Annotated in this window: 22 protein-coding genes; 11 read left to right on the top strand and 11 right to left on the bottom strand. The window is 62.2% G+C overall.

Features of this window, described 5'->3' with window-relative positions:
* Nucleotides 1-46 precede the first annotated feature (46 nt).
* The 4 genes from BFP90_RS05330 to BFP90_RS05315 all read left to right on the top strand — a co-directional run bounded on the left by BFP90_RS05330 (nt 47) and on the right by BFP90_RS05315 (nt 4,190).
* Nucleotides 47-637 (top strand): antibiotic biosynthesis monooxygenase, encoded by a 591-nt coding sequence (locus BFP90_RS05330; RefSeq protein WP_065896160.1) that lies wholly within the window; start codon nt 47-49, stop codon nt 635-637.
* A complete protein-coding gene (locus tag BFP90_RS05325; RefSeq protein WP_065895590.1) occupies nt 634-2,472 on the top strand; it encodes an amidohydrolase in 1,839 nt (612 codons plus the stop codon). The genes BFP90_RS05330 and BFP90_RS05325 overlap by 4 nt, the downstream gene beginning before the upstream one ends.
* A gap of 22 nt (nt 2,473-2,494) precedes the next feature.
* Entirely contained in the window at nt 2,495-3,112 is a 618-nt protein-coding gene (gene ycaC / locus BFP90_RS05320) for an isochorismate family cysteine hydrolase YcaC (RefSeq protein WP_065888317.1), read from the top strand.
* A gap of 196 nt (nt 3,113-3,308) precedes the next feature.
* The gene (locus BFP90_RS05315; protein WP_065896159.1) at nt 3,309-4,190 is read left to right on the top strand and encodes a LysR family transcriptional regulator; all 882 of its coding nucleotides are present in this window, start codon (nt 3,309-3,311) and stop codon (nt 4,188-4,190) included.
* A gap of 562 nt (nt 4,191-4,752) precedes the next feature.
* Here the strand turns inward: BFP90_RS05315 and tkt are convergent.
* Nucleotides 4,753-6,810 (bottom strand): transketolase, encoded by a 2,058-nt coding sequence (tkt, locus tag BFP90_RS05310; RefSeq protein ID WP_065896158.1) that lies wholly within the window; start codon nt 6,808-6,810, stop codon nt 4,753-4,755.
* A gap of 175 nt (nt 6,811-6,985) precedes the next feature.
* On the opposite strand from tkt, the gene BFP90_RS05305 reads away from it, so the two are divergent.
* Nucleotides 6,986-7,210 carry a DUF465 domain-containing protein gene (locus tag BFP90_RS05305; RefSeq protein WP_065888320.1) on the top strand — a complete coding sequence of 75 codons (225 nt, stop codon included), beginning with the start codon at nt 6,986-6,988 and terminating at the stop codon, nt 7,208-7,210.
* A gap of 62 nt (nt 7,211-7,272) precedes the next feature.
* On the opposite strand, the gene BFP90_RS05300 is transcribed toward BFP90_RS05305, so the two are convergent.
* Nucleotides 7,273-8,649 carry a 2-oxoadipate dioxygenase/decarboxylase HglS gene (locus BFP90_RS05300; protein ID WP_065896157.1) on the bottom strand — a complete coding sequence of 459 codons (1,377 nt, stop codon included), beginning with the start codon at nt 8,647-8,649 and terminating at the stop codon, nt 7,273-7,275.
* Between the two features lie 243 nt (nt 8,650-8,892).
* Between BFP90_RS05300 and BFP90_RS05295 the strand changes: the two genes are divergently transcribed.
* Both BFP90_RS05295 and BFP90_RS05290 read left to right on the top strand, forming a co-directional pair.
* Nucleotides 8,893-11,535 (top strand): MGH1-like glycoside hydrolase domain-containing protein, encoded by a 2,643-nt coding sequence (locus BFP90_RS05295; protein WP_065896156.1) that lies wholly within the window; start codon nt 8,893-8,895, stop codon nt 11,533-11,535.
* Nucleotides 11,536-11,581: 46 nt separating this feature from the next.
* On the top strand, nt 11,582-12,205 hold the full coding sequence (locus BFP90_RS05290) for a hypothetical protein (protein ID WP_065895595.1): 624 nt from the start codon (nt 11,582-11,584) through the stop codon (nt 12,203-12,205).
* Between the two features lie 248 nt (nt 12,206-12,453).
* On the opposite strand, the gene BFP90_RS05285 is transcribed toward BFP90_RS05290, so the two are convergent.
* Together BFP90_RS05285 and BFP90_RS05280 are read right to left on the bottom strand one after the other, a co-directional pair.
* On the bottom strand, nt 12,454-12,768 hold the full coding sequence (locus BFP90_RS05285) for an SCP2 sterol-binding domain-containing protein (protein WP_064053889.1): 315 nt from the start codon (nt 12,766-12,768) through the stop codon (nt 12,454-12,456).
* Nucleotides 12,769-12,824: 56 nt separating this feature from the next.
* Nucleotides 12,825-13,535 carry a histidine phosphatase family protein gene (locus tag BFP90_RS05280; protein ID WP_065896155.1) on the bottom strand — a complete coding sequence of 237 codons (711 nt, stop codon included), beginning with the start codon at nt 13,533-13,535 and terminating at the stop codon, nt 12,825-12,827.
* A gap of 192 nt (nt 13,536-13,727) precedes the next feature.
* Between BFP90_RS05280 and sohB the strand changes: the two genes are divergently transcribed.
* The 3 genes from sohB (at nt 13,728) to BFP90_RS05265 (ending at nt 17,353) form a co-directional block, all read left to right on the top strand.
* Complete coding sequence (gene sohB / locus BFP90_RS05275) at nt 13,728-14,753, top strand: protease SohB (protein ID WP_065888325.1); 1,026 nt, start codon at nt 13,728-13,730, stop codon at nt 14,751-14,753.
* A gap of 127 nt (nt 14,754-14,880) precedes the next feature.
* A complete protein-coding gene (locus BFP90_RS05270) occupies nt 14,881-16,380 on the top strand; it encodes a sensor domain-containing diguanylate cyclase (protein ID WP_065896154.1) in 1,500 nt (499 codons plus the stop codon).
* A 115-nt stretch (nt 16,381-16,495) separates the two neighbouring features.
* On the top strand, nt 16,496-17,353 hold the full coding sequence (locus BFP90_RS05265; protein WP_065896153.1) for an SDR family oxidoreductase: 858 nt from the start codon (nt 16,496-16,498) through the stop codon (nt 17,351-17,353).
* 729 nt (nt 17,354-18,082) lie between these two features.
* Here the strand turns inward: BFP90_RS05265 and BFP90_RS05260 are convergent.
* The 5 genes from BFP90_RS05260 to BFP90_RS05240 form a co-directional block, all read right to left on the bottom strand.
* Nucleotides 18,083-18,322 carry a hypothetical protein gene (locus tag BFP90_RS05260; protein WP_065895599.1) on the bottom strand — a complete coding sequence of 80 codons (240 nt, stop codon included), beginning with the start codon at nt 18,320-18,322 and terminating at the stop codon, nt 18,083-18,085.
* Nucleotides 18,319-18,576, bottom strand: coding sequence for a DUF6555 family protein (locus BFP90_RS05255; RefSeq protein WP_065896152.1), 258 nt, complete (start codon nt 18,574-18,576; stop codon nt 18,319-18,321). Before BFP90_RS05255 ends, BFP90_RS05260 begins: the two co-directional genes overlap by 4 nt.
* 90 nt (nt 18,577-18,666) lie before the next feature.
* A complete protein-coding gene (locus BFP90_RS05250) occupies nt 18,667-18,948 on the bottom strand; it encodes a hypothetical protein (protein ID WP_065896151.1) in 282 nt (93 codons plus the stop codon).
* 98 nt (nt 18,949-19,046) lie between these two features.
* Nucleotides 19,047-19,799, bottom strand: a complete 753-nt coding sequence (locus BFP90_RS05245; protein ID WP_065896150.1) for an OBAP family protein — start codon at nt 19,797-19,799, stop codon at nt 19,047-19,049.
* A gap of 103 nt (nt 19,800-19,902) precedes the next feature.
* Nucleotides 19,903-20,205 carry a hypothetical protein gene (locus tag BFP90_RS05240; protein WP_065896149.1) on the bottom strand — a complete coding sequence of 101 codons (303 nt, stop codon included), beginning with the start codon at nt 20,203-20,205 and terminating at the stop codon, nt 19,903-19,905.
* Between the two features lie 243 nt (nt 20,206-20,448).
* Between BFP90_RS05240 and BFP90_RS28745 the strand changes: the two genes are divergently transcribed.
* Nucleotides 20,449-20,598 (top strand): hypothetical protein, encoded by a 150-nt coding sequence (locus BFP90_RS28745; RefSeq protein WP_176718015.1) that lies wholly within the window; start codon nt 20,449-20,451, stop codon nt 20,596-20,598.
* A 118-nt stretch (nt 20,599-20,716) separates the two neighbouring features.
* Here BFP90_RS28745 and BFP90_RS05235 read toward each other — a convergent pair whose 3' ends face one another.
* Nucleotides 20,717-22,057 carry a c-type cytochrome gene (locus BFP90_RS05235; protein WP_065896148.1) on the bottom strand — a complete coding sequence of 447 codons (1,341 nt, stop codon included), beginning with the start codon at nt 22,055-22,057 and terminating at the stop codon, nt 20,717-20,719.
* Nucleotides 22,058-22,073: 16 nt separating this feature from the next.
* A partial coding sequence (locus BFP90_RS05230) for a xanthine dehydrogenase family protein molybdopterin-binding subunit (RefSeq protein ID WP_141688928.1) occupies nt 22,074-23,525 on the bottom strand: 1,452 nt, incomplete at its 5' end.

Genomic DNA, 23,525 nt, shown 5'->3' with positions numbered 1-23,525 from the left:
AGCACACTCCCCCCATCGCTCAATGCACCGGGGGGAAACACCCATCATGGACCCAACACCCAACACCAGCCCCGACGAAGTCGTCACGCTGGTCGTCAAGCACCGGGTCAAGCCCGGCCGTGAAACCGAGTACGAAGCCTGGCTGCGCCGCATCGTCCGCACCGCTGGTGAACGCCCCGGCCACCTTGGGGTTGACGTCGTGCGCAGCCAGCAGAGCGGCATGGCCCTGTTTACCTGCGTACTGCGCTACCGCTCCACCGACGCCCTGGAGTTGTGGCTCGACTCCCCGCAACGCCAGGCCCTGATCGATGAAGCGGCGCCAATGCTGGCCGACGGCGACCAGACTGAAGTCGGCGCCGCCAATGAATTCTGGTTCGCCCCCCAGGCCGACGGAGCCGCCAAGCCGCCGCGCTGGAAGCAGGCGGTGGTGAGCCTGTGTGTGATCCTGCCGCAAACCCTGCTCCTGCCGTTTATCTGGGGGCCGATCCTGCGTTTGCATCCGTTTCTGTCCAACTACGTGGTCTCCACCTTCCTGGTCACCCTGACCATCGTGCTGCTGGTGGTTTACCTGCTGATGCCGGCGGCCACTCGCCTGTTCGCTCCCTGGCTTGAAGCGTCTGTAAAGGAAACCCCATGAACGCCGATCTGATTCTGTTCAATGGCCAGTTCCACACCGTGGACCGGGAAAACCCCCGCGCCAGCGCGGTCGCCATTCGTGACGGGCGCTTCGTCGCCGTGGGCACTGACGGTGAAGCCATGGCCCTGCGCGGCAGCACCACCGAGGTCATCGACCTCAAGGGCCGTACCGTGATTCCCGGCCTCAACGACTCGCACCTGCACCTGATCCGCGGCGGGCTGAACTACAACCTCGAGTTGCGTTGGGAAGGCGTGCCGTCCCTGGCCGATGCCCTGCGCATGCTCAAGGACCAGGCCGACCGCACCCCCACGCCGCAATGGGTGCGCGTGGTGGGCGGCTGGAACGAATTCCAGTTCGCCGAAAAGCGCATGCCCACCCTTGAAGAACTCAACCAGGCCGCGCCGGACACGCCGGTATTTGTGCTGCACCTGTACGACCGCGCCTTGCTCAACCGTGCGGCGTTGCGCGTGGCCGGTTACACCAAAGACACGCCGAACCCACCGGGCGGCGAGATCGTGCGTGACAGCAACGGCAACCCCACCGGCATGCTGGTGGCGCGGCCCAACGCGATGATTCTGTACTCGACCCTGGCCAAAGGCCCAAAACTGCCGTTGGAGTACCAGGTCAACTCCACCCGCCAGTTCATGCGTGAGCTCAATCGCCTGGGCCTGACCAGCGCCATCGACGCCGGCGGCGGTTTCCAGAACTATCCCGACGACTACGCGGTGATCGAGCAACTGGCCAGGGACCAGCAGTTGACGGTGCGCATCGCCTACAACCTGTTCACCCAGAAGCCCAAGGAAGAGCTCAGCGACTTCAAGCACTGGACCGGCAGCGTCACCCTGCATCAGGGCGATGACTACCTGCGCCACAACGGTGCCGGTGAGATGCTGGTGTTTTCCGCCGCCGACTTCGAAGACTTCCTCGAACCGCGTCCGGACCTGCCGCTGACCATGGAGCAGGAGCTGGAACCGGTGGTGCGCCACCTGGTGGAACAGCGCTGGCCGTTCCGCCTGCATGCTACTTACGACGAATCCATCTCGCGCATGCTCGACGTGTTCGAGAAGGTCAACCGTGACATTCCGTTCAATGGCCTGCCGTGGTTTTTCGACCACGCCGAAACCATCACGCCAAAAAACATCGAGCGCGTGCGCGCCCTCGGCGGCGGTATTGCGATCCAGGACCGCATGGCGTTCCAGGGCGAATACTTCGTTGAGCGCTACGGGGCCAAGGCCGCCGAAGCGACGCCGCCGATCAAGCGCATGCTCGCCGAAGGCGTACCGGTAGGCGCGGGCACCGATGCCACGCGGGTGTCGAGCTACAACCCGTGGACATCGCTGTACTGGATGGTCAGCGGCCGCACCGTCGGTGGCCTGGAGCTGCACGCCGAGGGCCTGCCGCGCCTCACCGCACTGGAGCTGTTTACCCACGGCAGCGCCTGGTTCTCGTCCGAGCAGGGCAAGAAGGGCCAGATCAAGGTCGGTCAACTGGCCGACGTTGCAGCGTTGTCGGCGGATTTTTTCAGCGTCGACGAAGAAGCCATCAAGTGGATCGAGTCGGTACTGACCGTGGTCGGCGGCAAGGTGGTATATGGCGCCGGCGACTTCGACGATTACGCACCGCCACGGGTTCCGGTGCTGCCGGACTGGTCGCCGGTGGTCAAGGTGCCGGGGCACTGGCGGCCGACTTCACCGCTGCAAGCTCAAGTACACCAGTGCAGCGGCCCCTGCGGCGTGCATGCCCACCGCCATGAAAAAGCCCGTTTTTCCAGCGTGCCGGTCAGCGACTTCCAGGGCTTCTGGGGCGCGTTCGGCTGCTCGTGCTTTGCCTTCTAACCAACACCAACGGAGTTAACCCATGACTTACAAGCGCTTGAACAAAGACGACGCGGTTGTCCTGCTGGTCGATCACCAGACCGGCCTGATCTCACTGGTGCAGGATTTCTCCCCCAACGAATTCAAGAACAACGTGCTGGCCCTGGCCGACGTGGCGAAGTTCTTCAACCTGCCGACCATCCTGACAACCAGCTTTGAAGCCGGCCCCAACGGCCCGCTGGTGCCGGAACTCAAGGCACTGTTCCCTGATGCGCCGTACATCGCTCGCCCTGGCCAGATCAACGCCTGGGACAACGAAGATTTCGTCAAGGCCGTCAAGGCCACCGGCCGCAAGCAGATCATCATTGCCGGTGTGGTGACCGATGTGTGCGTCGCGTTCCCGACCCTGTGCGCCCTCGATGAAGGCTTCGAGGTGTTCGTGGTTACTGACGCTTCCGGTACCTTCAACGAAACCGTGCAACAAGCAGCCTGGGCGCGTATGACCGCTGCCGGTGCGCAACTGGTGAACTGGTTCGCCGTGGCCTGCGAGCTGCAGGTTGACTGGCGCAACGACATGGAAGGCCTGGCCAACCTGCTGTCGCCGCGCATCCCCAACTACCGCAACCTGATGAACAGCTACTCGGCATTCACCGCCAAGTAACCCAGTCTCAACGTTACCGGTAATCCCTGTGGGAGGGGGCTTGCCCCCGATTGCAGTGTCTCAGTCTCAGTGTAATTGACTGAACCACCGCTATCGGGGGCAAGCCCCCTCCCACATTTGATTGTGTTTCACATTGGGTTTGTGGTGTGGTCACTGACCGGGTATAAAACAGCCCATCGTCCACCGAGAAGCGACAATGAACCCCTTCGAAGACATGCGCCTGTTCTGCCAGGTCATGGAGTCCGGCAGTTTTACTGCGGCCGCCGAGCAGTTGGGCCTGTCCAAGCAGTTCGTCAGCCGCCGCCTGATCCAGCTGGAAGACCGCCTCGGCGTGCGCCTGCTCAATCGCTCCACGCGCCGTCTGGATGTCACGCCGCTGGGGCAGAGCTACTACGAATCGGCCTTGCGCCTGCTCAGTGATGTCGAGCAAGTGGAGCAGGGTATCGCCGGCCAGAACAGTGAACCGCGCGGCACCCTTCGCCTCAGCGCGCCGCTGTCGTTTGCCATGGCGCATTTGGGGTGCCTGCTGCCGTTGTTCCTGCAGCGCTATCCGGAAGTCGCGGTGGAAGTCGACCTCAGCGACCGCCCGGTGGACCTGATCGGTGAAGGCTACGATCTGGTACTGCGCATCGGCACCCTGGAAGATTCCACCTTGATCGCCCGACGTATTGCCAGCATCCCGCGCGTCTACTGCGCCAGCCCCGACTACCTGGCCCTGCGCGGTACGCCGCACAAACCCGATGACCTCGCCGATCACGATTGCCTGCCCTACGGGCACGGTCGCCAGGTGCAATGGCGTTTCAAGGGCAAGCTGCAAGCACTGAATGTGAGCGGGCGCATGCGCGTCAATAACGGCGATTTGCTGCGCGACGCCGCGATTGCCGGACTGGGCGTGACCTACCTGCCGACCTTTATCGTTGGCGATGCGTTGAAGGACGGCCGCCTGGTCAGCGTACTGGACGCGTTCGCGCCCGAAGCCCTGACTTTGTCGGCGGTGTACCCCCAGCACCGGCAGAGTTCGCGGCCGGTGCAGGCGTTGGTCGAGTTCCTGCGCGAACGCCTGGCCGGCGGTTGCTGAGCGACTGCCCGCTGTGTTTAACGGGGCGCCCCAAGATCCGCGCACAGCGGCCTTGGAGCCGACCGATATGCTGTGTCGATCCCGGTCCAAATGTGGGAGGGGCGGTGCGACGATTCGACTTGGCCCCGATGGCGGCCTCTGAGCCGACCAGGATGCTGGATTGGACCGAGTACATATCCGTTTCTGCGGTAACGGCTGCTATGGGTTCCGCTTTTACAGCGGCTCACTTTTGAAAAGCGCAAAAGTAAGCAAAACGCTCTTGCCCCACCACTCGGCACCTCGCTCAGGCTCGGTGTGCCCGAACGCAGGCTTGAATCCGTGGGTAACCCGGCGTCCTGCCGGGTTACCCACGGATTCAAGCCTGCGTTCGGCCAGCGTGGTTTAACGGGGCGCCTAAGATCAAAAGCAGATCAAGATCAAGAGCGACTCGCTTCGCATCGTGGTTAGCGTTGGGCGCTACAAAGTTGTGTAGATACCTATGCCCCGATGGCGGTGCATCAGTCACATCATCCGTGACTGACACTTCGCTATCGGGAGCAAGCCCCCTGCGCATTGGCGCGGTTTATTCCGCCCGGTTGTGCTGGATTTGCTGCTTGGCCAACCCCACCACATTTTCCACGGTGAAGCCGAACTTTTCCTGCAACTTCGCCAGCGGTGCCGAGGCGCCAAAGCTGTTCATCACCACTTTGGCCCCGGTCTGTCCGACGTAGCGGTCCCAGCCCAGGGGGCCGGCCTGCTCGACCACCACGCGGGCCTTGACGGTCGGCGGTAAGACGCTGTCGCGGTAGGCCTGGTCCTGGTCTTCAAACAGTTCCCAGCTGGGCATCGACACCACTTGCGCGGCAATGCCTTCGCCGGTGAGTTGTTCATAGGCCGCCACCGCCAGGCTGACTTCACTGCCAGTGGCGAGCAGGATCACGTCGGGCTTGTCCGCACCCGCCAACACATAGGCGCCCTTGGCCGCGCCTGCGGCCGACGCGTAGCGGCTGCGGTCCAGGGTCGGCAGCGGCTGGCGCGACAGCACCAGGCAGCTTGGCCGATGGGTTTGCGCCAGCGCCACCTTCCACAACTCAAGGGTTTCATTCGCATCCCCCGGGCGCAGGGTCAGCAAGCCCGGGGTGGCGCGCAGCTGGGTCAGGTGTTCGATGGGTTGATGTGTCGGGCCGTCTTCGCCCACGCCGATGGAGTCGTGGGTAAACACGAACACCACCGGCAGCTCCATGATCGCCGCGAGCCGGATCGGCGGTTTCATGTAGTCGCTGAAGACCAGGAACGTCGAGGTGTACGGCCGCAGGTAGGACAGCGCCAGGCCGTTGGCAATCGCGCCCATGGCGTGCTCGCGTATGCCGAAGTGCAGGTTGCGCCCGCTGTAGTCGTCGGCACTGAAACGGCCTGCGCCGTCGAACGTGAGGTTGGTCTTGGTCGACGGCGACAGATCCGCAGAACCGCCCAGCAACCAGGGAATATTCTGCGCGAAGGCGTTCAGCACCTCGCCGCCGGATGCGCGGCTGGCGACGCCCTTGGCATCGGCCGTAAAGCTCGGCAGGTCGGCCTGCCAGTGCTCGGGCATTTCCCCGGCGCGCATGCGCTGCAGCTCATCGGCGCGTTGCGGGTCGAGGGCGGCCAAGGTCTGGTTCCACTCGGCGAACAGCGGCTCGGCACGCTCAACGAGTGCATCGCGCAACGTTGTGCGCGCTTCATCGGGCACCAGGAAGCTGGCGTCCTGAGGCCAGCCATAGGCGGCCTTGGTCAGGCGAATTTCGTCTTCGCCCAACGGCTCGCCATGGGCGGCGGCGGTGTTGTGTTTGTGCGGCGAGCCGTAGCCGATCACGCTGTCGACCACAATCAGGGTCGGTGCGCCGGTATTGGCCTTGAAGGTGTCCAGCGCCACACTCAATGCCTGCAGATCATTGGCATCGGTGACATGCACGGTGTGCCAGCCATACGCCTGGAAGCGCTTGATCACATCTTCACTGAAGGCCAGTTCGGTGTGACCCTCGATGCTGATGGTGTTGTTGTCGTAGATCCAGCACAGGTTATCGAGCTGCAAATGCCCGGCCATTGACGCCGCTTCGCTGCTGATGCCTTCCATCATGTCGCCATCACCGCACAGGGTGTAGACGTCGTAATCGAACAGCACCTGGCCGTCGCGGTTGAATCGCTTGGCCAGCCAACGCTCGGCCATGGCCATGCCCACGCTGTTGGCGCAACCCTGGCCCAGGGGGCCGGTGGTGGTTTCCACGCCGGTGGTCATGCGGTACTCGGGGTGCCCCGGGGTCTTGGAACTCATCTGGCGGAACTGCTTGATGTCGTCCAGGCTGACCGCCGGCTCGCCGGAACGCTTGCCGTGGGCATCGATCTCCACCACGCCGGCCAGGTGCAGCAGCGAATACAGCAGCATCGACGCATGCCCCACCGACAACACAAAGCGGTCACGGTTGGGCCAGTCGGGATGCTCCGGGTGATAGCGCAGGAAACGACTCCACAGCGTATAACCCACTGGGGCCAGGCCCATCGGCGTACCGGGGTGGCCCGAGTTGGCCTTCTGCACGGCATCCATGGCCAGGGTGCGGATAGTGTTGATGCATTGCGTGTCGGCGGCGGTTGCGGTGTGATTCATGAAACCGGTCTCCCTCGAGTGGCGATCTACAGTGGAGGGCAGGGCAGGCCAAAAGGTTTGATCCCATCGCCAGGGTTGCGACGAACGGGGCTGTATCGACTGCAAACATGACAACACCCCGGTCAATGGGCTAGCTTCAAGGGGTAGGCCATTGATCAACTTGTGGAGGTAAGTCATGCCAGTGAAACACGACCTGTATCAGGACTTGGGGTTGAGCAAGGAAGTTGTCCACGAGCGCAGGGCGGGGGACAAACGGCTGGACTCGCTGCTTACGCAATACGACGCTGCCGACGGGGAGGTGCTGAAGGCTGAATCGGCAAGCGCCAGTGATGAGGACGTGGAGAAGTTGAAGAAGAAACGGTTGCTGATCAAAGACGAAATTGTCGCGAAGTTGGGTTAAGCAAAAATCGCTGCCGGTGGACGCTCTGGTTATATCTGCAGCGTTTTATACCGGCAGCTTTTTTATACCAGCAGTGCTCTCACACACGCCTCCACGGAACGCTGCTGCGTTTCGTCATATAACTGCAACTCGTCAATCGTGCTGCGGCCCAGCGCCTTTTCGAACTCGGCTTTGTTTGAATGGGCCGCGTAGTGGCTCTGCGCGGCATCGCCCAGGTTCGACTGGAAGATCCCCGCTGCGCTCACCGGCAGGAAGTCCTCGTACACCAGCGGTTCCACCTCCACGTGCCCTGCGCTGAGCAAGGCCTGCAGCGTGCGCGGTGGGTCGGGCTGGCCGCGGGCTGCGAGGCCTTTTTCGCTGGGGAAATAGCGAAAGTAGGCCAGGCCTAGTTCGCGCATCTGCGTGTGGTTGTCCGGGAATGCCTGGAAGTGTTGCTCCAGCAATTGCTCGTAGCGCGCCGCATTGGCCTCGTTGGGTGCCGCGCCGAGTTCATCGCGGGCGGTATTCAGCAGCTGGTCGTACAGGGCGCGGCCCTTGGGCGTGAGCGCGACGCCGCGTTGTTCGATTTCACCGAAGCGCGCGCTGTGGCTGCCCTGGGCATCGGTAAAGGCAATGGGTTCATCGAGGGCCTTGAAGCTGGTCTGGCGCAGCAGGATCGGGCAATGGCGTCGCGGTGGGCCTTCGATCACGGCTTTGGGGGTGATGCCGTGGGCGGGCATGGCGGCCTGTACCTGATCGATGTCCAGGGTGCGCGGGGTGAGGTGGTTGATGTGCGGGCCCTTGAAGGCCACCACGTCGGCGATCAGGCGATGCTGGTCGCTGAGTTGCCGATACTGTTCGGCCGTGACGGTGGCGCTGTGGTGCCAGCGAAAGGTCTCCAGCGCCTGGCGAATAAAGGCCTCGGCATCCTCGGCATCGAGGCCGCCGTCGGTTTCGGCCTGCTCGATCAACGCCAGGGCGCCTGGGGTGAAGATCGAACGCTTGGCCAGGGCGGTTTCGGCGAAGCTGCGCAGCGCGGGGTTTTCGATCAGCTCCAGGCGCAGCAGCGAGGTGAACACGCGGAACGGGCTGGCTTGCAGTGACTGCTCATGCACGGCGCGAAAGGCGGTGGAATGCACCGGCACGCCCGCCGGTGTCAGGTCGTAGTAGCCCACCGGTTGCATGCCCATCACGGCAAACAGGCGGCTGATGGTCGCCAGTTCGGCGGCGGTGCCCAGGCGGATCGCACCGTGGCGTTCCATGCCCAGGCGCTGGATTTCGCCGGTACGGTGCAGGTGCTCGGCCAGGCCCCGGTCGCTTTCCAGCACGTGGGTATTGGTCTGCGCCACCAGCTCCAGCAGCGCGCCGTACAACGGAACTTCATCCCGGTACATGTCGGACATCGCCTTGGAAAAGCCCTTGCGGATCTCGTCGGGGCTGACATGTGCAGTGGCGTGCATAGAAAAATTCCTGATGGCTGGGATGACAAAAGTGGCCTTGTCCCGATTTTGTTGAGCGCCACGCCGGCTTGCAAACGAAGAATCCTCTGGACTTCATTCTGCAAATGAATGAGATGAGATGAACATGACCACAATCGGGCAAACACACCGGCACCGCCGACCAGGCCCGCCTGAGTCTTCATGTGCATCCGGGCGTCATTGGGTTCTACACTGCTGCTCATCCGGCAGGCGATGGAGCACTCAATGACGGCCACACCCACACACCCGATACTCGACACCCTCGAAGGCCGGCGGCTGGCAACAGAGGATGCCGAACGCTGGCGCGAGTGGGGGCCTTACTTGAGTGAACGCCAATGGGGCACGGTGCGCGAGGACTACAGCGCCGACGGCGACGCCTGGGCCTACTTCCCCCACGAACACGCCCGCAGCCGCGCCTACCGTTGGGGCGAGGACGGCCTGGCCGGTTTCAGCGACAAGGCGCAACGCTGGTGCCTGGGTTTGGCGCTGTGGAACGAGCGTGACAGCATCCTCAAGGAGCGCCTGTTCGGCCTCGACAACGCCGAGGGCAACCACGGCGAAGACGTCAAGGAGCTGTACTTTTTTGTCGACGGCGTGCCCAGCCATGCCTATATGCGCATGCTCTACAAATATCCCCATGCGGCGTTTCCCTACACCGACCTGATCGCCGAAAATGCCCGCCGTGGGCTTGAGGATGCCGAGTACGAAGTGCTCGACACCGGCGTATTCGAAGACAACCGCTACTGTGATGTAACGGTCGAATACGCCAAGCATCAGCCTGACGATATTTTCATGCGCGTCACCGTGCACAACCGCGCGGACCAGCCGACGCGTGTGCAGGTGTTGCCCCAACTGTGGGCGCGCAATGACTGGAGCTGGACCTTTGACGCGCCCAAGCCGCAGTTGCGCCTGGACGGTGAGCGGGTGCTGGCCCGGCATCATGAGCTGACTGACCGTCACCTCAGCGCCTGTGGCCAGGACGGGCTGGAGTGGCTGTTCTGCGAAAACGAAAGCAACCTCCCCAAGCTCGATGGGCAACCGGCGCCGGGGCCGTTCAAGGATGGCATCAACGACTATGTGGTGGGCGGCGCAGACTCGGCGATTCGCCGCGACACGGGCACCAAGGTCGCCGCGCGTTTCAGCCTCGAACTGGCGGGCCAGGAGAGCAAAACCCTGTACCTGCGGTTTGCGCCGGTGGACGCGCCCGAGGTCAATGCACGCAAGCTGTTCGAGCTGCGCCGCCAAGAGGCGGACGACTTCTACGCCGCCTTGCAGCAAGGTATTGCCGACGCTGACGCGCGCAATGTGCAGCGCCAGGCCCTGGCCGGGTTGCTGTGGTCCAAGCAGCTCTACTACTTTGATGTAAACCAGTGGCTCGACGGCGACCCGGCCCAACCCGCGCCGCCGCCCGAGCGCCTGCATATCCGCAATACCCATTGGCGGCACTTGTCCAATTTCGACATTTTGTCCATGCCCGACACCTGGGAATACCCGTGGTACGCGTCCTGGGACCAGGGCTTCCAGGCCGTGGCAATGGCGCTGATTGATCCGGGGTATGCCAAGCAACAGTTATTGTTGCTGGTTAAAGATCGCTTTATGCACCCCAATGGCCAGCTGCCGGCGTATGAATGGCGTTTCGACGACGCCAACCCGCCGGTACACGCCTGGGCCAGTTGGCGCGTGTATCAGCAGGACAAGGCGCTGACCGGCGTGGGCGACATGGACTTTCTCGAGCGGATTTTCCACAAGCTGCTGCTGAATTTTTCCTGGTGGGTCAACCGCAAGGACGCCGAGGGCCGCAACCTGTTCCAGGGCGGCTTCCTGGGCCTGGACAACATCGCCTTGTTCGACCGCTCGGCCACCTTGCCGCCCGGCTACCAGCTGGATCAGGCCGACGGCACCGCGTGGGTCGCGGCGTATGCCCTGGACCTGATGCGCATTGGCCTGGAACTGGCCAAGCGCAATGGGGTGTACGTGGATATCGCGGTGAAGTTCTTTGAGCACTTCCTGTACATCGCCGGCGCGATCAACCGCGTGGACGACAGCGCCGAAGGCTTGTGGGATGAGCAGGACCAGTTCTTCTACGATGTGCTGCACCGCCCGGACGGCCAGAACGAGCCGGTGCGGCTGCGCTCCATCGTCGGCCTGATGCCATTGTTTGCCGTGTTGGTGCTGGAGCAGCGCGAGCACGAAGGGCTGCAAGGCCTGCGTGAGCGACTGCTGGGTTTTATGAAACACCGGCCGGACCTGGCCAAGCTGGTGTCGCGCTGGAACGAACCGGGGCAGGGCAACCGCCTGTTGCTCGCCTTGCTGCGTGGCGAGCGCACCAAGGACCTGCTGCGGCGCATGCTCGATGACCATGAGTTTCTGTCGACGTTTGGCGTGCGCTCGTTATCCAAGGCCTTTGCCGAACAGCCGCTGGCGCTGAAGATGAACGGCGACACCCTGTGTGCGCGCTACCAGCCCGGCGAGTCCGACTCACGCTTGTACGGCGGCAACTCCAATTGGCGCGGGCCGTTGTGGATGCCGGTGAACTACATGCTGATCGAATCGCTGCGCGAGTTTCACCGCTACTATGCGGATAATTTCTCGGTGGAGTACCCCACGGGCAGCGGTTATCTGGCGTCCCTTGAAGAAGTGGCAAACAGCCTCAGCCAGCGCCTCACGCGCTTGTTTCTACGCGATGAAAATGGCCAGCGCCCTTCGATGGCGGGGTATGCGCAATTGGAAGCGGACCCGGCCAGTCGCGATCTGGTGTTGTTCCATGAGTATTTCCACGGCGAAACCGGGCGTGGCCTGGGGGCGTCGCATCAGACGGGGTGGAGTGCGTTGGTGGCGTTGTTGCTCAATGTTCCGCTCAAGGCATGAATCAGGTAGATTTGCCCACCCCCCCAACCTTACATGGATGTAGATCATGCTTAAGTGCGTCACCCTTTCAAGTCCGGCCAGCCGCTTGGGCATCTTGCTGGGCGCCGGTGTATTGGTCTCCTGCCTGTCTGTCGGCAGCGCCAGTGCGGCCTCGATGAGGGCAGCGTGTCTGCGCTGTCAGGATTCAGAAAGCGTCGATGCCTCCAAATGGGTCAAAAACGGTACGTACCGTCTCGAGTCAGTGACACTGTCGCTGGACGACGAAGTACGGGGAGCGGACCCTGATTCGGTGCGCAAGATGACCCGGCTCAAACCTGTGGCCATAAGCGCCGATGCCAATGACGCCCTGGTTGAAGAAGCCATTCGTGCGATGGACATCGTGGGTGAGGACGGGGATGTCGCTGTACTGGAGGCGCAGTGGCCCAACCTGGCCCGTCGTGCGCGTTATGCCTACAGTATTTTCATCACTGAAGATCAGCTGGTGGATTTCTATAATGTGTATGTGCGCGTTGGGCGCAACAAGTATGTGCTGGTGATCGGCCGGGATGTGGAGTCCGGGGAGTTCCAATTGAAGCCGGGGGAGGGGCGCCTCATCAACCGGTACGGTACCGAGGGCAAGCCACGGGATCTGGAACAGTTCAAGAAGGTCGACGCCGCCGCAGGTGGCTGACAGCCGGGCCTGTGCGTTTAAATGAAAAAATTCCGCCTTCAGCGTAATGCCGTTCAGTCAAGCGTCTATCGCCCCCTGTAGGAGCGAGCTTGCTCGCGAAAAACGTCAACGATAACGCGTGTTTCCTGATTGAACGCGGCGTCTGTGGTTTTTCGCGAGCAAGAGCTAGGCGCCCCCCTCGTTCCTACAAAAAGCCTTAACTGAACGACATTACGCCGGAAGGCGGGATTTTCTTGAGCGCGGCGTTATCAGGCCGGGAACAACTCGCTCAGTTTCATCGCCAGCATCATGTCGCCTTCGGTGCGCAGTTTGCCGCCCATGAAGGCCTGCATGCCGTCGGTGGAACCGTCGACGATGCCTTCCAGGGTTTCGCTGTCCATGACCAGGGTCACTTGGGCGTCCGGGTTTTCGCCTTCCTGCAGTTCGCAGGTCTTGTCCTTGACCACCAGCGAGAAATTCTTGGTGTCGTCGATACGGAAACCGAATACCAGGTCCAGGCCTTCGGCAGCGCTTGGGTTGAATTTGGCTTTCATTGCTTCTACAGCTTTGGCTACGTCAGTCATGGTTTCGATCCTTTAGGGTGGAGTCCAGTGACCTTGGGGTCACGGTTGGCCGCAGTTCATCGGAAAGTGATGAGCTGCGGCGCCTTCAACAGCTGCAAGTGGGCATGGCTGTTGAAGGAAGCCAGTACCACCTCGCGACCACGGAATTTCAGCTGGTTGAGCGAGGTGTTAACAATTTGCCAGTTCAGTTCGAACGCCTGGGCGACCGGCATTCGGGTAATCAGGTGGAGCAGGGCGGTGATGGTGCCGCCGGAGGTGAACACGGCGATTTTGTCGCTGTTGTCGGCCGCTTCCAGAATGCGTTGCAGGCCACCCTGCACACGCTCCACGAAACCCAGCCAGCTTTCCAGCCCCGGTGGATCGTAGGTGCCGGCCAGCCAGCGCTCGATGATCAGGGCGAAGATGCGCTGGAATTCGCTGCGGTTCTGCGCGCCATTGCGCAGGATGTGCACGGCGTCGGGTTCCGCGCCAAGCAGGTCGGGGAGCAGGCCGCGAATGATCGCCTCGCCGTCGAACTCGTTGAACGCGCTGTCGATTTCCAGGGGCGGAACCGGCAGGCCGAGGGCGCGGTATTGATCGAACGTGGCGGTGGCGGTGTGCTGCTGGCGGCGCAGGTCGCCCGACAGGCAGCGATCGAACGTCAGCCCCAGCTCTGCCAGGTGGCGACCGAGTACCTGGGCCTGTTCCACGCCGACGGGCGACAGGACGTCATAGTCGTCTGCACCGAAGGAGGCCTGGCCATGTCGAATCAGATAGATGCTGCCCACGTCCGTTTTCCCGGTACGTTGAAAGTCTGGCGAGGTTATGAGGATGCCCGCGAGCTGTCAATGAAAAAACATACGCTTGTTTTAAAAGTCCGTTAGAGGTGCGCTGCTGGCGGTCTGGGCACTGGTCCGCAGGCATTGGCGCCGGTATGCTGGGCCATCCGCGCCTGGCGCAGTGCATTCTTAAGGAGACATATGGATTTTTTGGCCGAATACGCGAGCTTTCTGGCGAAGACCGTCACCCTGGTGGTCGCTATTCTGGTGGTGTTGATCAGCTTCGCGGCCCTGCGCAGCAAAGGGCGTCGTAAAGCCGCCGGCCAATTGCAGGTCAGCAAGCTGAACGATTTCTACAAGGGCCTGCGCGAGCGCCTCGAATCGTCGTTGCTCGACAAGGACCAGCTCAAGGCTCTGCGCAAATCCGAAAGCAAAGCCGAGAAAAAGCAGGGCAAGAACAAGCCTGAGGCCAAGCCGCGGGTGTTCGTGCTGGATTTCGACGGTGACATCAAGGCCTCGGCCACTGAAAGCCTGCGCCATGAAATCACCGCATTGCTGAGCCTGGCCACGCCAAAAGACGAAGTGGTGCTGCGCCTGGAAAGCGGCGGCGGCATGGTGCACAGCTACGGCCTGGCGTCGTCGCAACTGGCGCGTATCCGCCAGGCGGGCGTGCCGTTGACCGTGTGCATCGACAAGGTCGCGGCCAGCGGCGGCTACATGATGGCGTGCATCGGCGAGAAGATCATCAGCGCACCCTTTGCCATCCTCGGCTCCATCGGCGTGGTGGCGCAGTTGCCCAACGTCAACCGCCTGCTGAAAAAGCACGACATCGACTTTGAAGTGCTGACCGCCGGCGAATACAAACGCACCCTGACGGTGTTTGGCGAAAACACCGAGAAGGGCCGCGAAAAGTTCCAGGAAGACCTGGACATCACCCATCAGTTGTTCAAGAACTTTGTGTCGCGCTATCGCCCGCAGCTGGCCATCGATGACGTCGCGACCGGAGAAGTGTGGCTGGGTGTTGCAGCGCTCGATAAACAACTGGTCGACGAACTGCAAACCAGCGACGAATACCTGGCGACCAAGGCCAAGACGGCCGAGGTGTTCCACCTGCACTATGCCGAGCGTAAAAGCCTGCAGGAGCGTGTAGGGCTGGCGGCCAGTGGTTCGGTGGATCGGGTGTTGCTGACCTGGTGGAGCCGGCTGACCCAGCAGCGGTTCTGGTAAAGGCTGCTCCATGGGGGCGGGCCTTCAGTCCGCTTGTATGCGTGCGCCACCGGAACCGGTGGCCGCTGTGAGTACCGACGTTCGAATGATGGCTGGAATACCTACCAGGCTTCCTTAAGGTGCTGACGTGAAGCGTGATACCCGTCTTGTGATGCTTTTGCTGTTGGTCATCGGCTGTTCCCTGACTTCGTTGACGATCTGGAAAGTCCTGTCTTCCCGTGAGCGGGCGCTGGCGGAAGTGGACGTGCATGGCTTGAACCTGACCCAGGCGCTCAACACCTACACCGAAGGCATCGTGCGGCAAAGCGCGCTGTTGTTGCTGGGGCTGGTCGAGCGCCTGGAAACCGAAGGCAGTGGCCCGGCGCAGATCGAGCGCATCAACGCGTTGATCCGTCGACAACAGCCGCTGATGCCGCAACTGAGCGGCATCACCATCTACGACCAGCAGGGCGGTTGGCTGATGTCCTCCAATCGCTTGATTGCGGCGGGTGCCAACAGCGGCACGCGTGCCTATTTCATCCATCATCGCGAAGACCCGAGCCGGGAGCCGTTCATCGGCCCGCCGATTCAGAGCCATACCAACCGAGAGTGGGTAGTGACCATCAGCCGCCGCTTCGATGACGCGGCCGGCCACTTCGCCGGGGTGGTCGCCGTGACCCTGGGGGTGGAAAACTTTCTGCGGGTATTCGGCAAACTCGACATCGGCCAGGAAGGCGCCATCGGTTTGTCTTATACCGACGGCACCCTGCTGGTGCGCTACCCCTTCCGCGAGCAGGACATGGGCCGCAACTTTTCCAAGTCGCCCATCTATTCCCAGTATCTGATCGACCGCTCCGTCGGCACCGCGTCGTACACCTCCAGCCTGGATGGCGTAGAGCGCCTCTATGCCTTCCGCAAAAGCGAAAGCCTGCCATTGATTACCACTGTTGCCCTGGGCAAGCATGAGTCGCTGGCGGCCTGGCGTATCGAAGCTGCGTTGTCGGCGGTGGTGGTGGCGGGGCTGCTTGGGCTGACGGGTTTGATCGGCTGGTTCCTGATCCTCGATATCCGCCGGCGAACCCAGGTGGAAGAGGCGCTGCGTATCGCCCAGCAACAGTTGCTCGAGTCCAACCGGCAGCTTGAATTACTGGCGATGAAGGACGCGCTGACCGGCCTGGCCAACCGTCGCTGCTTCGATGAGACCCTGGCCTTGGAAGCGCGTCGGGCGCAACGCGACGGCACGACATTGGCCTTGCTGATGATCGATATCGACTATTTCAAGCGCTACAACGATGCCCTCGGTCACGTCGCCGGCGATGCCTGCCTGCAGCGGGTCAGCGCCTTGTTGGAGACCTGCGTGCGGCGCCCCTCGGATCTGGTGGCGCGTTACGGCGGAGAGGAATTAGCCATCATCATGCCCGCGACCGACAGCGATGGCGCGGTGGTGGTGGCGCAACAGATCATTGATCGGCTGCAGCGGGAAAACATCGAGCACCCGGGCAGCCCGTTGGGGCGCGTGAGCGTGAGTGTCGGCGTGGCGGCGGCATCAGGTACGGAACTGGAGCCTGTGCTCGGCTTCATCGAGGCCGCCGACAAGGCGCTTTATGGCGCGAAGTCGGCGGGGCGCAACGGGTTTGCGCTGAGTTGAGCACGCCAAGGGCTGAAAAAGCCAACGCAACGGTCATCTGATTTTCCTGAAATTGCTCTGAACTATCGTGCTCGGATAGCCCTCGCAACACTATCCATACACAGGAGGGAATCCGATGACCCACTACCCAACACCACCCTTCAAGCCACAGCAGCAGCCCGTTCCCGGCGACCAGCGCAAGATGGAGCCAATGCCTGATTGCGGTGAGCAAAGCTACAAAGGCTCGGGCCGCATGGCCAACAAGATTGCCCTGGTCACCGGCGCCGACAGCGGTATCGGGCGTGCAGTGGCCATTGCCTTTGCCCGCGAAGGTGCCGACGTTGCGGTGTCGTATCTGGATGAACACGAGGATGCGAAAGAGACCGCGCGCTGGGTCGAAGCGGCGGGGCGCCAGTGCCTGTTGTTGCCCGGCGACCTGGGCGAGGCCGCGCAGTGCAGCGCCATCGTCAATGACACGGTCAAGCAGTTCGGGCGTATCGACGTGCTGGTCAACAACGCCGCGTTCCAGATGACTTACCAATCGCTGGAAGACATCCCCGACGAAGACTGGGTAAAAACCTTCAACATCAACATCACCGCGATGTTCCGGATCTGCAAGGCAGCGCTGCCGCACATGGCCAAGGGCAGTTCGATCATCAACACCACCTCGGTCAATTCCGACATGCCCAATCCGTCACTGCTGCCTTATGCGGCGACCAAGGGCGCGATCGCCAACTTCACCGCAGGCCTGGCGCAGATGTTGGGCGAGCGCGGCATTCGCGTGAACAGCGTGGCGCCGGGGCCGATCTGGACGCCGTTAATCGTGTCCACGATGACCGACGACATGGTGAAGGAGTTTGGCAGCAACACGCCGCTGGGTCGGCCTGGCCAACCGGTGGAGGTTGCACCGATCTATGTGCTGCTGGCGTCCGATGAGGGCAGTTATATCTCTGGCGAGCGCTACGGCGTGACCGGGGGCAAGCCGATTCTCTAAGGAAGTTGGAAACAGAGCAGGCCTCAATGTGGGAGGGGGCTTGCTCCCGATAGCGGTATATCAGTCAAATTTTTATAACTGACAGATCGCCATCGGGGGCAAGCCCCCTCCCACAGTGGATATTCGGTGCTTTCGGATTATTGGTTTACTTCATCTTCGTGCGGTGAATGCGCGAATCAGGCGGGGGCTGCTGACGATGCCGAGCACTTCGCAAGTCTAAAATGTGCGAGGGGGCTTGCCCCCGATGGCTGTGTATCAGTCAAGTTTTTATAACTGACAGACCGCCATCGGGGGCAAGCCCCCTCCCACAGTGGATATTCAGTGCTTTCGGATTATTGGTTTACTTCATCTTCGTGCGGTGAATGCGCGAATCAGGCGGGGGCTGCTGACGATGCCAAGCACTGTGCAAGTCTAAAATGTGGGAGGGGGCTTGCCCCCGATAGCGGTGTATCAGCCAAATTCTTATAACTGACAGATCGCCATCGGGGGCAAGCCCCCTCCCACAGTGGATATTCGGTGCTTTCGGATTGTTGGTTTACTTCATCTTAGTGCGGTGAATACGCGACTCAGGCGGGGCTGCTGACGATGCCGAGCACTGCGCAAATCCAAAATGTGGGAGGGGGCTTGCCCCCGATAGCGGTGTATCAGTCAAATTTTTATAACTCACAGATCGCCATTGAGGGCAAGCCCCCTCCCACAGTGGATATTCAGTGCTTTCGGGCTTTTGGTTTACTTCTTCCTTGTGCGGTGAATGCGCATCCACTCTCGATAAGCCGCCGTACGCTGCGCGTCCGCACACTTCTTGGCTTCGGTGAAACGCGCCCAGATGGCCGCATCGCCGCTATAGGATTCGATGATTTTGTACGCCAGGGCCTCCAGTCGATCCGCTTCGAAAAACATCTGACTGTTGTGCGCCACCTCGGCGTTGACTGTCTGCCGCGTTGTAACGTCCTGCACCTGACCGTTCATTGTGTAACGCCCTCCGCCCACTGGATAGCTGCCGCACCGCACCAGCGCACGTCCGTAATGCCGTATTTTTCCGCCATCGGCTTGGAGACGCGCTTGAGATTGTTTTGCCCGAACCTGGGGATGACCGCCACGCCGGCATCGCAACTGGCCCAGTGCCATGCTTCAGCGTTATTCATACGCGCCGCGCGCACGATAAACGATCTGGGCTCGCCGTGAAGCTGATAATTGATGGTGAATAACTCGTTGTTTTTCATGAGGTCTCCCTATGCTCACGAACTACAGATATTTGGCGTCAAGAATAATTCAAAGAAGTTGTCAGACAAGGCGATGACCTGCGCTCGGTCTCAGTCGTCCACCGTGTAGGTGACCCAGCCTGGCCCGTCGGCCGGGCGTTGTAATTCTACGATTACGCCGCTGACAGATGTGCCGTCGGGCAGATTGACCGTGACGAAGTTCGGATGCCCGGGCCATTGCAGCGGGCTGGAAAAATCCACACGGACAATGGTCGGCTTGCCGCTGCAGGTCATTTTTATATCGACGTTCTCATTCAGCAGTTCATCATCTCCGGTGCCCAGGTGGCGCGAAGCAGTAATGACGCTGGCGGTGCCTTGATGGTCATAAGACATGGATGGACTCCTTGTGCGAAGGGCAACGAACGCGCCCCGATTCTTGTGAGGCAAGCGCCGGTAAATGATCGTTCAATCCAAATGACCGGCTGCTGCCGTCAGTGCTGGTGGGGAGCCTGGGTGGGGTCGACGATCTGGATGATGTTGCCCTCACGCCAGGCGTCCGCACCGGGCGCGATGGGCGGAGCTACGATGTCGGCGCGATCGGTCTTTTTGCGGGCACTGTCGACCCCCAGCCGTTGATCCCGCTCGGCGACCATCTTCGCGTCGGCCTGGCCGTCTGCGGTGAACCCCATCATCAGTTGCGGAACACCCAACGGCAGGCGCTTGTGCAGGTCGGTATGCCAGGTGTGCCAGGTCTTGCCGTAGGTGTGCACGAGTTTTTCCATCAATGCGTGTTCGGCCACCTGCGGAATCCCCGGGGCAACCAGTTGGCCGGATTTCACCTCGTGCACATGGCTGTGCCACAGCGCCTTTTCCGCCGCAGGCAGCGTGCTGAACAATTGCTCGCTGATGATGTACTCCACGCCCATCAACTTGGCATCCTTGCGGTTGCCGTCGTAAATCACGCACTGGATCACCTCCTCGTTGAGGATGGCGCAATAGTGATGGGCTTCCATCTGCACGTCGGGATGGCCGTTGTAGAAGTGGAAGCCATCCAGGTAGGCATTCAGCGCGTCGATGGGTGGGCGCGATTGCAACAGCGCGGCGCCGGCGTCGAGGCTGCGCGTGGTGGGTGACTTGGCTTCGCCGGGCGCGACGACATTCGAGGCCGAATCATTGCCGGCGCAGGCAGTCAGCGCGGCAATCGAGATCGCCAGGCACAGTGAATCCCGGTGGGTAATGGTCATTGGGCAGTCCCTCCATGGGTGCTGGTAGAGCACATCTAGAAAGCCTGCCGAGGTGGGTGTTCAACCGGATTGATGCGCCTGCGCGCATTGGCTGAGGCGTGGGTCAGTGATCGGTTGCCCCCGGCCGTTGCGGCTGACGTTCAACAGCCAGCACCAGTTCATCTGCACCGGATGCCTGGGCTTCCAGAAGGACGCCATGGTAGATGCGGCCTTCTGCCTTGATCGTAAGCGTATGGGCCTTCGCCAACGTTTCCGGCCAGGGCGACAGGATACGCAACGTTACGCACTCGCCGTGCTGCGTAATCCGGGCCTGGCACTCACAGGAAAGCGGGTTTGCACCGAACAGCGTGTCTTGGAGGTAATCGATCGTGCAGTGTTGCGCTGGTGTGGCAGGGGTATCCGGCATGGGAAGCCTCGCTCTGTTGGTGTCGCTGCATTCAGCCCACGGATGAGAGACGGGATGTTTTTCGGGACACCACCAGCAGGCCGTAGCGGATCAAGATTAGCGCGAATATTCTCTGCGTAAATGCTGGCAGGTCAACAGCAAACCACTCGTCGTCTCGCCGCCTCTGGGCGGAACGTTTGCCTCCCGGTACTGGCCACATGCACCAAGGGTTGGCGATATTTCCTTCACTCATCAGGTGATTTCATGAAAAATTTTTATATGGGCTTGAGCCTTTGCAGCGTGTTCCTGCTGCACGGCTGTTTCGACAATTCCGATAACACCACCAAGGACAACAGCAGCGGCAGCAAATCGTCGGTGCAGATGCAGGAAGGCAAGGCCGACGAGAGCAAGTAAGTGCCTGGAGCAAAATGTGGGAGGGGGCTTGCCCCCGATGGCGGGGTGTCAGTCAATGAAGAGGTGACTGACCCACCGCTATCGGGGCAAGCCCCCTCCCACATTGGATCGCTGTGTATCAACGCATGTGCAAGATGATCGGGCTGCTGCTCGCCGGGTCGGTATTCCCGCGCAACTTGCCGACCGCCTGCGCGTCGACCGCGCTGCCGTGGTTGCCCCAGGTGCTGCGTACGTAAGTCAGCACCTGAGCAATCTCCTGGTCGGACAACTGCTCGCGGAACGCCGGCATGCGGTAGGCGTCCGGCAGCCCGGCGGCCACCACCCGTTGTGAGCCGTTGAGGGTGATGTTGATCGCCGAGGCGCTTTCCCTGGCCAACGCCGAAGTGGCGCCGGCCAGCGGCGGCATCCACTCCGGCTGGCCCTTGCCGTCCAGGCCATGGCAGGAGGCGCAGCGGGTCGCGTAGGTGTGGGCGCCGGGAATGTCCTGGCGCGTATCGGCCGCCTGATACTGCCAGGGCGTGCCGTCACGCTGAGGGTCGCCGGGCAGGGACTTGAGGTAGCGGGCGATGGCGGCCAGGTCGTCATCGGCCATGAACTGCGTGGAGTTGTTGAACGCTTCGGTCATCGAACCGTAGACCACCGCATGCTGGTTGCGCCCGGTCTTGAGGAACTGCACGATCTGCGCCTCGCTCCAGCGGCCCAATCCGGTGTTGGGGTCCTGGCGCAGGCTGGGCGCGTACCAGCCGTCGAGCAGGGCGCCTGCGAGGAAGGGCGCGCCGGATTGGTCCAGGGCCTTCTCGTTGAACGCCAGGCCGCGCGGCGTGTGGCAACTGCCGCAGTGGCCGGGGCCCTGGACGATATACGCGCCACGGTTCCACAGCGCGTCCTGGCCGGGGTTGGCCGCGTAGGGCGCTGTGGGGGCAAAGACGCCATTCCACAGGGCGATGGGCCAGCGCATGTTCAGCGGCCAGGGAATATCACTGGGGATATTCGCCTGGTTGGCCGGTTGCACGCCTTTCATGAAGAACGCATACAGCGCTTTCACGTCGTCGTCGCTGAGCTTTACGTAGGACGGGTAGGGCATGGCCGGGTACAGGCGGCGCCCGCCCGGTGCCACGCCGTGGCGCACGGCACGGTCGAAGTCGGCGAGGCTGTAGCGGCCGATGCCATGGTCGCGGTCGGGGGTGATGTTGGTGGCATGGATGGCCCCCAGCGGCGTGGCCATCTCCAGGCCACCGGCAAACGGCGCTTTGCCCGCCAGGCTGTGGCAGGCCACGCAGTCGCTCACACGGGCGACATACTCGCCGCGACTGACCAGTGCCGGGTCCAGGCCGGTGGCGTGTTCCTGTTCGAACGGCGAGGCGGGCTCGCGGGTGACGTACCAGGCCAGCAGGCCTGCGACGATCAGGCAGGGCAGCGCCAGCCAGCCTGCGGTTCTTGCGAATCGGCGGTTGTTCATGGGCGTTCCCTGTGGGTTAACTGAAGGTGTAGCGGCTCAACGGCAAGCTGCGGATGCGCTGGCCGGTCAACCGGGCTACCGCATTGGCGACCGCCGGTGCCACGGCCGGTAACGGCGGTTCGCCGATGCCCCCCATCTTTTCGCCGCTCTCGACGATCTTCACGTGCACCCGCGCCATCCGCGACGGCGGCAGGATCGGATAAAGGTCGTAGTTGCGCGCCCGTGGCATGCCGTCCACGTACACCGCTTCCTCCAGCAAGGTTTGCGACAGGCCCAGGGCCACGGCGCCGTTGACCTGGGCTTCAATGATCGCCGGGTTGACGATGCTGCCGGGGTCGATGGCCTGCCAGATGTCATGCACCTTGACCTGGCCGTGCTCGATCGACACCTCGGCGACCACCGCCGCGTGGGAGCCAAAGGGCGAGGCCATCGCCACGCCACGGGCACGGCGGCTGCCGTCCTCGGCAGTGAACGGCCCGCGCTTCCAGCCGCCGGACAATTGGCCCACCGCTTGCAGCAGCGTGGTCAGCCGCGCGTTGTCGCGCAGCAGGTGCAGGCGCAGTTCGTACGGGTCATGGCCGCCTTTGTCCGCCAGTTCATCAAGGAACGCTTCGTAGAAGAAGTCGTTCAACGAATTGCCTACCGAACGCCAGTAGCCGAGCATGGCCGGGCCTTTGACGTAGATCTGCGCGATGCGCGTGTTGGGAATCGCATAGCTCTTGCCCGACAGGCCTTCGAGGGCCGTGGGGTCGAGCTTGTCGCCCTGTTTGCCGGCAATCGCTTCGGTGGGGCCTTCGGTGGCGCTGACCGCTTCGATGGCCAGCGGCAGGCCCTGGTCATCCAGCGCGGCACGGAACTTGACCACCGCGACCGGGCGCAGCACATCGCGCAAGAATTCTTCCTCACGGCTCCAGATCAGCTTGATCGGACGACCGACGGCCTTGGTCAGTGCGATGGCCTGCGGATACGGGTTGGCCGACTCATACAGGAAGTGCCGACCGAAAAACCCGCCCAGCAACGGAGAGTGCAGGGTGATTTGTTCAATGACCAGGCCGGTGCGCTTGGCGATGTCGGCGCGGAACATATCCGGCGCCTGGTTCGGCAGCCACACCTCCAGCGTGCCGTCGGGGTTGCAGCGCGCCAGCGCCGAGGGCGGCTCCAGCTGGGCGTGGTTGAGGTATTGATTGTGATAGGTGGCATCGACGCGGGTCTTGGCGCTGGCCAGCGTGGCGGCTACGTCCCCCGTGTTTTCTTCGTCACGGGCCGGGCCTTCTTGAGTGGCGAGAAAGTCACGGTACGTGTCGCTGGAAAAGTCCGCCGGCATTGCGCGCACGCTGGAGTCGGCGGCGGCGTCGCGCCAGTCCACCTGGATCGCTTCAACGGCGCGCTTGGCGTGCCACCAGCGTTCGGCCACCACTGCCACGGCGCCGGGCAAGGTGTGCACCGAATGCACGCCCTTCATGGCCTC

The sequence above is a fragment of the Pseudomonas sp. 24 E 13 genome, from assembly GCF_900004715.1.
GTDB classification, from domain to species: Bacteria; Pseudomonadota; Gammaproteobacteria; order Pseudomonadales; family Pseudomonadaceae; genus Aquipseudomonas; species Aquipseudomonas orientalis_A.
The sequence above is the reverse complement of the archived record's forward strand: the minus strand, read 5'-3'. Positions and strand labels throughout refer to the sequence as shown.

Bases quoted from the DNA above. Each gene is read 5' to 3' on its own strand.
- BFP90_RS05330 (WP_065896160.1), top strand. From the start codon at position 47: ATGGACCCAACACCCAACACCAGCCCCGACGAAGTCGTCACGCTGGTC.
- BFP90_RS05325 (WP_065895590.1), top strand. From the start codon at position 634: ATGAACGCCGATCTGATTCTGTTCAATGGCCAGTTCCACACCGTGGAC.
- ycaC (WP_065888317.1), top strand. From the start codon at position 2,495: ATGACTTACAAGCGCTTGAACAAAGACGACGCGGTTGTCCTGCTGGTC.
- BFP90_RS05315 (WP_065896159.1), top strand. From the start codon at position 3,309: ATGAACCCCTTCGAAGACATGCGCCTGTTCTGCCAGGTCATGGAGTCC.
- tkt (WP_065896158.1), bottom strand. From the start codon at position 6,810: ATGAATCACACCGCAACCGCCGCCGACACGCAATGCATCAACACTATC.
- BFP90_RS05305 (WP_065888320.1), top strand. From the start codon at position 6,986: ATGCCAGTGAAACACGACCTGTATCAGGACTTGGGGTTGAGCAAGGAA.
- BFP90_RS05300 (WP_065896157.1), bottom strand. From the start codon at position 8,649: ATGCACGCCACTGCACATGTCAGCCCCGACGAGATCCGCAAGGGCTTT.
- BFP90_RS05295 (WP_065896156.1), top strand. From the start codon at position 8,893: ATGACGGCCACACCCACACACCCGATACTCGACACCCTCGAAGGCCGG.
- BFP90_RS05290 (WP_065895595.1), top strand. From the start codon at position 11,582: ATGCTTAAGTGCGTCACCCTTTCAAGTCCGGCCAGCCGCTTGGGCATC.
- BFP90_RS05285 (WP_064053889.1), bottom strand. From the start codon at position 12,768: ATGACTGACGTAGCCAAAGCTGTAGAAGCAATGAAAGCCAAATTCAAC.
- sohB (WP_065888325.1), top strand. From the start codon at position 13,728: ATGGATTTTTTGGCCGAATACGCGAGCTTTCTGGCGAAGACCGTCACC.
- BFP90_RS05265 (WP_065896153.1), top strand. From the start codon at position 16,496: ATGACCCACTACCCAACACCACCCTTCAAGCCACAGCAGCAGCCCGTT.
- BFP90_RS05260 (WP_065895599.1), bottom strand. From the start codon at position 18,322: ATGAACGGTCAGGTGCAGGACGTTACAACGCGGCAGACAGTCAACGCC.
- BFP90_RS05255 (WP_065896152.1), bottom strand. From the start codon at position 18,576: ATGAAAAACAACGAGTTATTCACCATCAATTATCAGCTTCACGGCGAG.
- BFP90_RS05250 (WP_065896151.1), bottom strand. From the start codon at position 18,948: ATGTCTTATGACCATCAAGGCACCGCCAGCGTCATTACTGCTTCGCGC.
- BFP90_RS05245 (WP_065896150.1), bottom strand. From the start codon at position 19,799: ATGACCATTACCCACCGGGATTCACTGTGCCTGGCGATCTCGATTGCC.
- BFP90_RS05240 (WP_065896149.1), bottom strand. From the start codon at position 20,205: ATGCCGGATACCCCTGCCACACCAGCGCAACACTGCACGATCGATTAC.
- BFP90_RS28745 (WP_176718015.1), top strand. From the start codon at position 20,449: ATGAAAAATTTTTATATGGGCTTGAGCCTTTGCAGCGTGTTCCTGCTG.
- BFP90_RS05235 (WP_065896148.1), bottom strand. From the start codon at position 22,057: ATGAACAACCGCCGATTCGCAAGAACCGCAGGCTGGCTGGCGCTGCCC.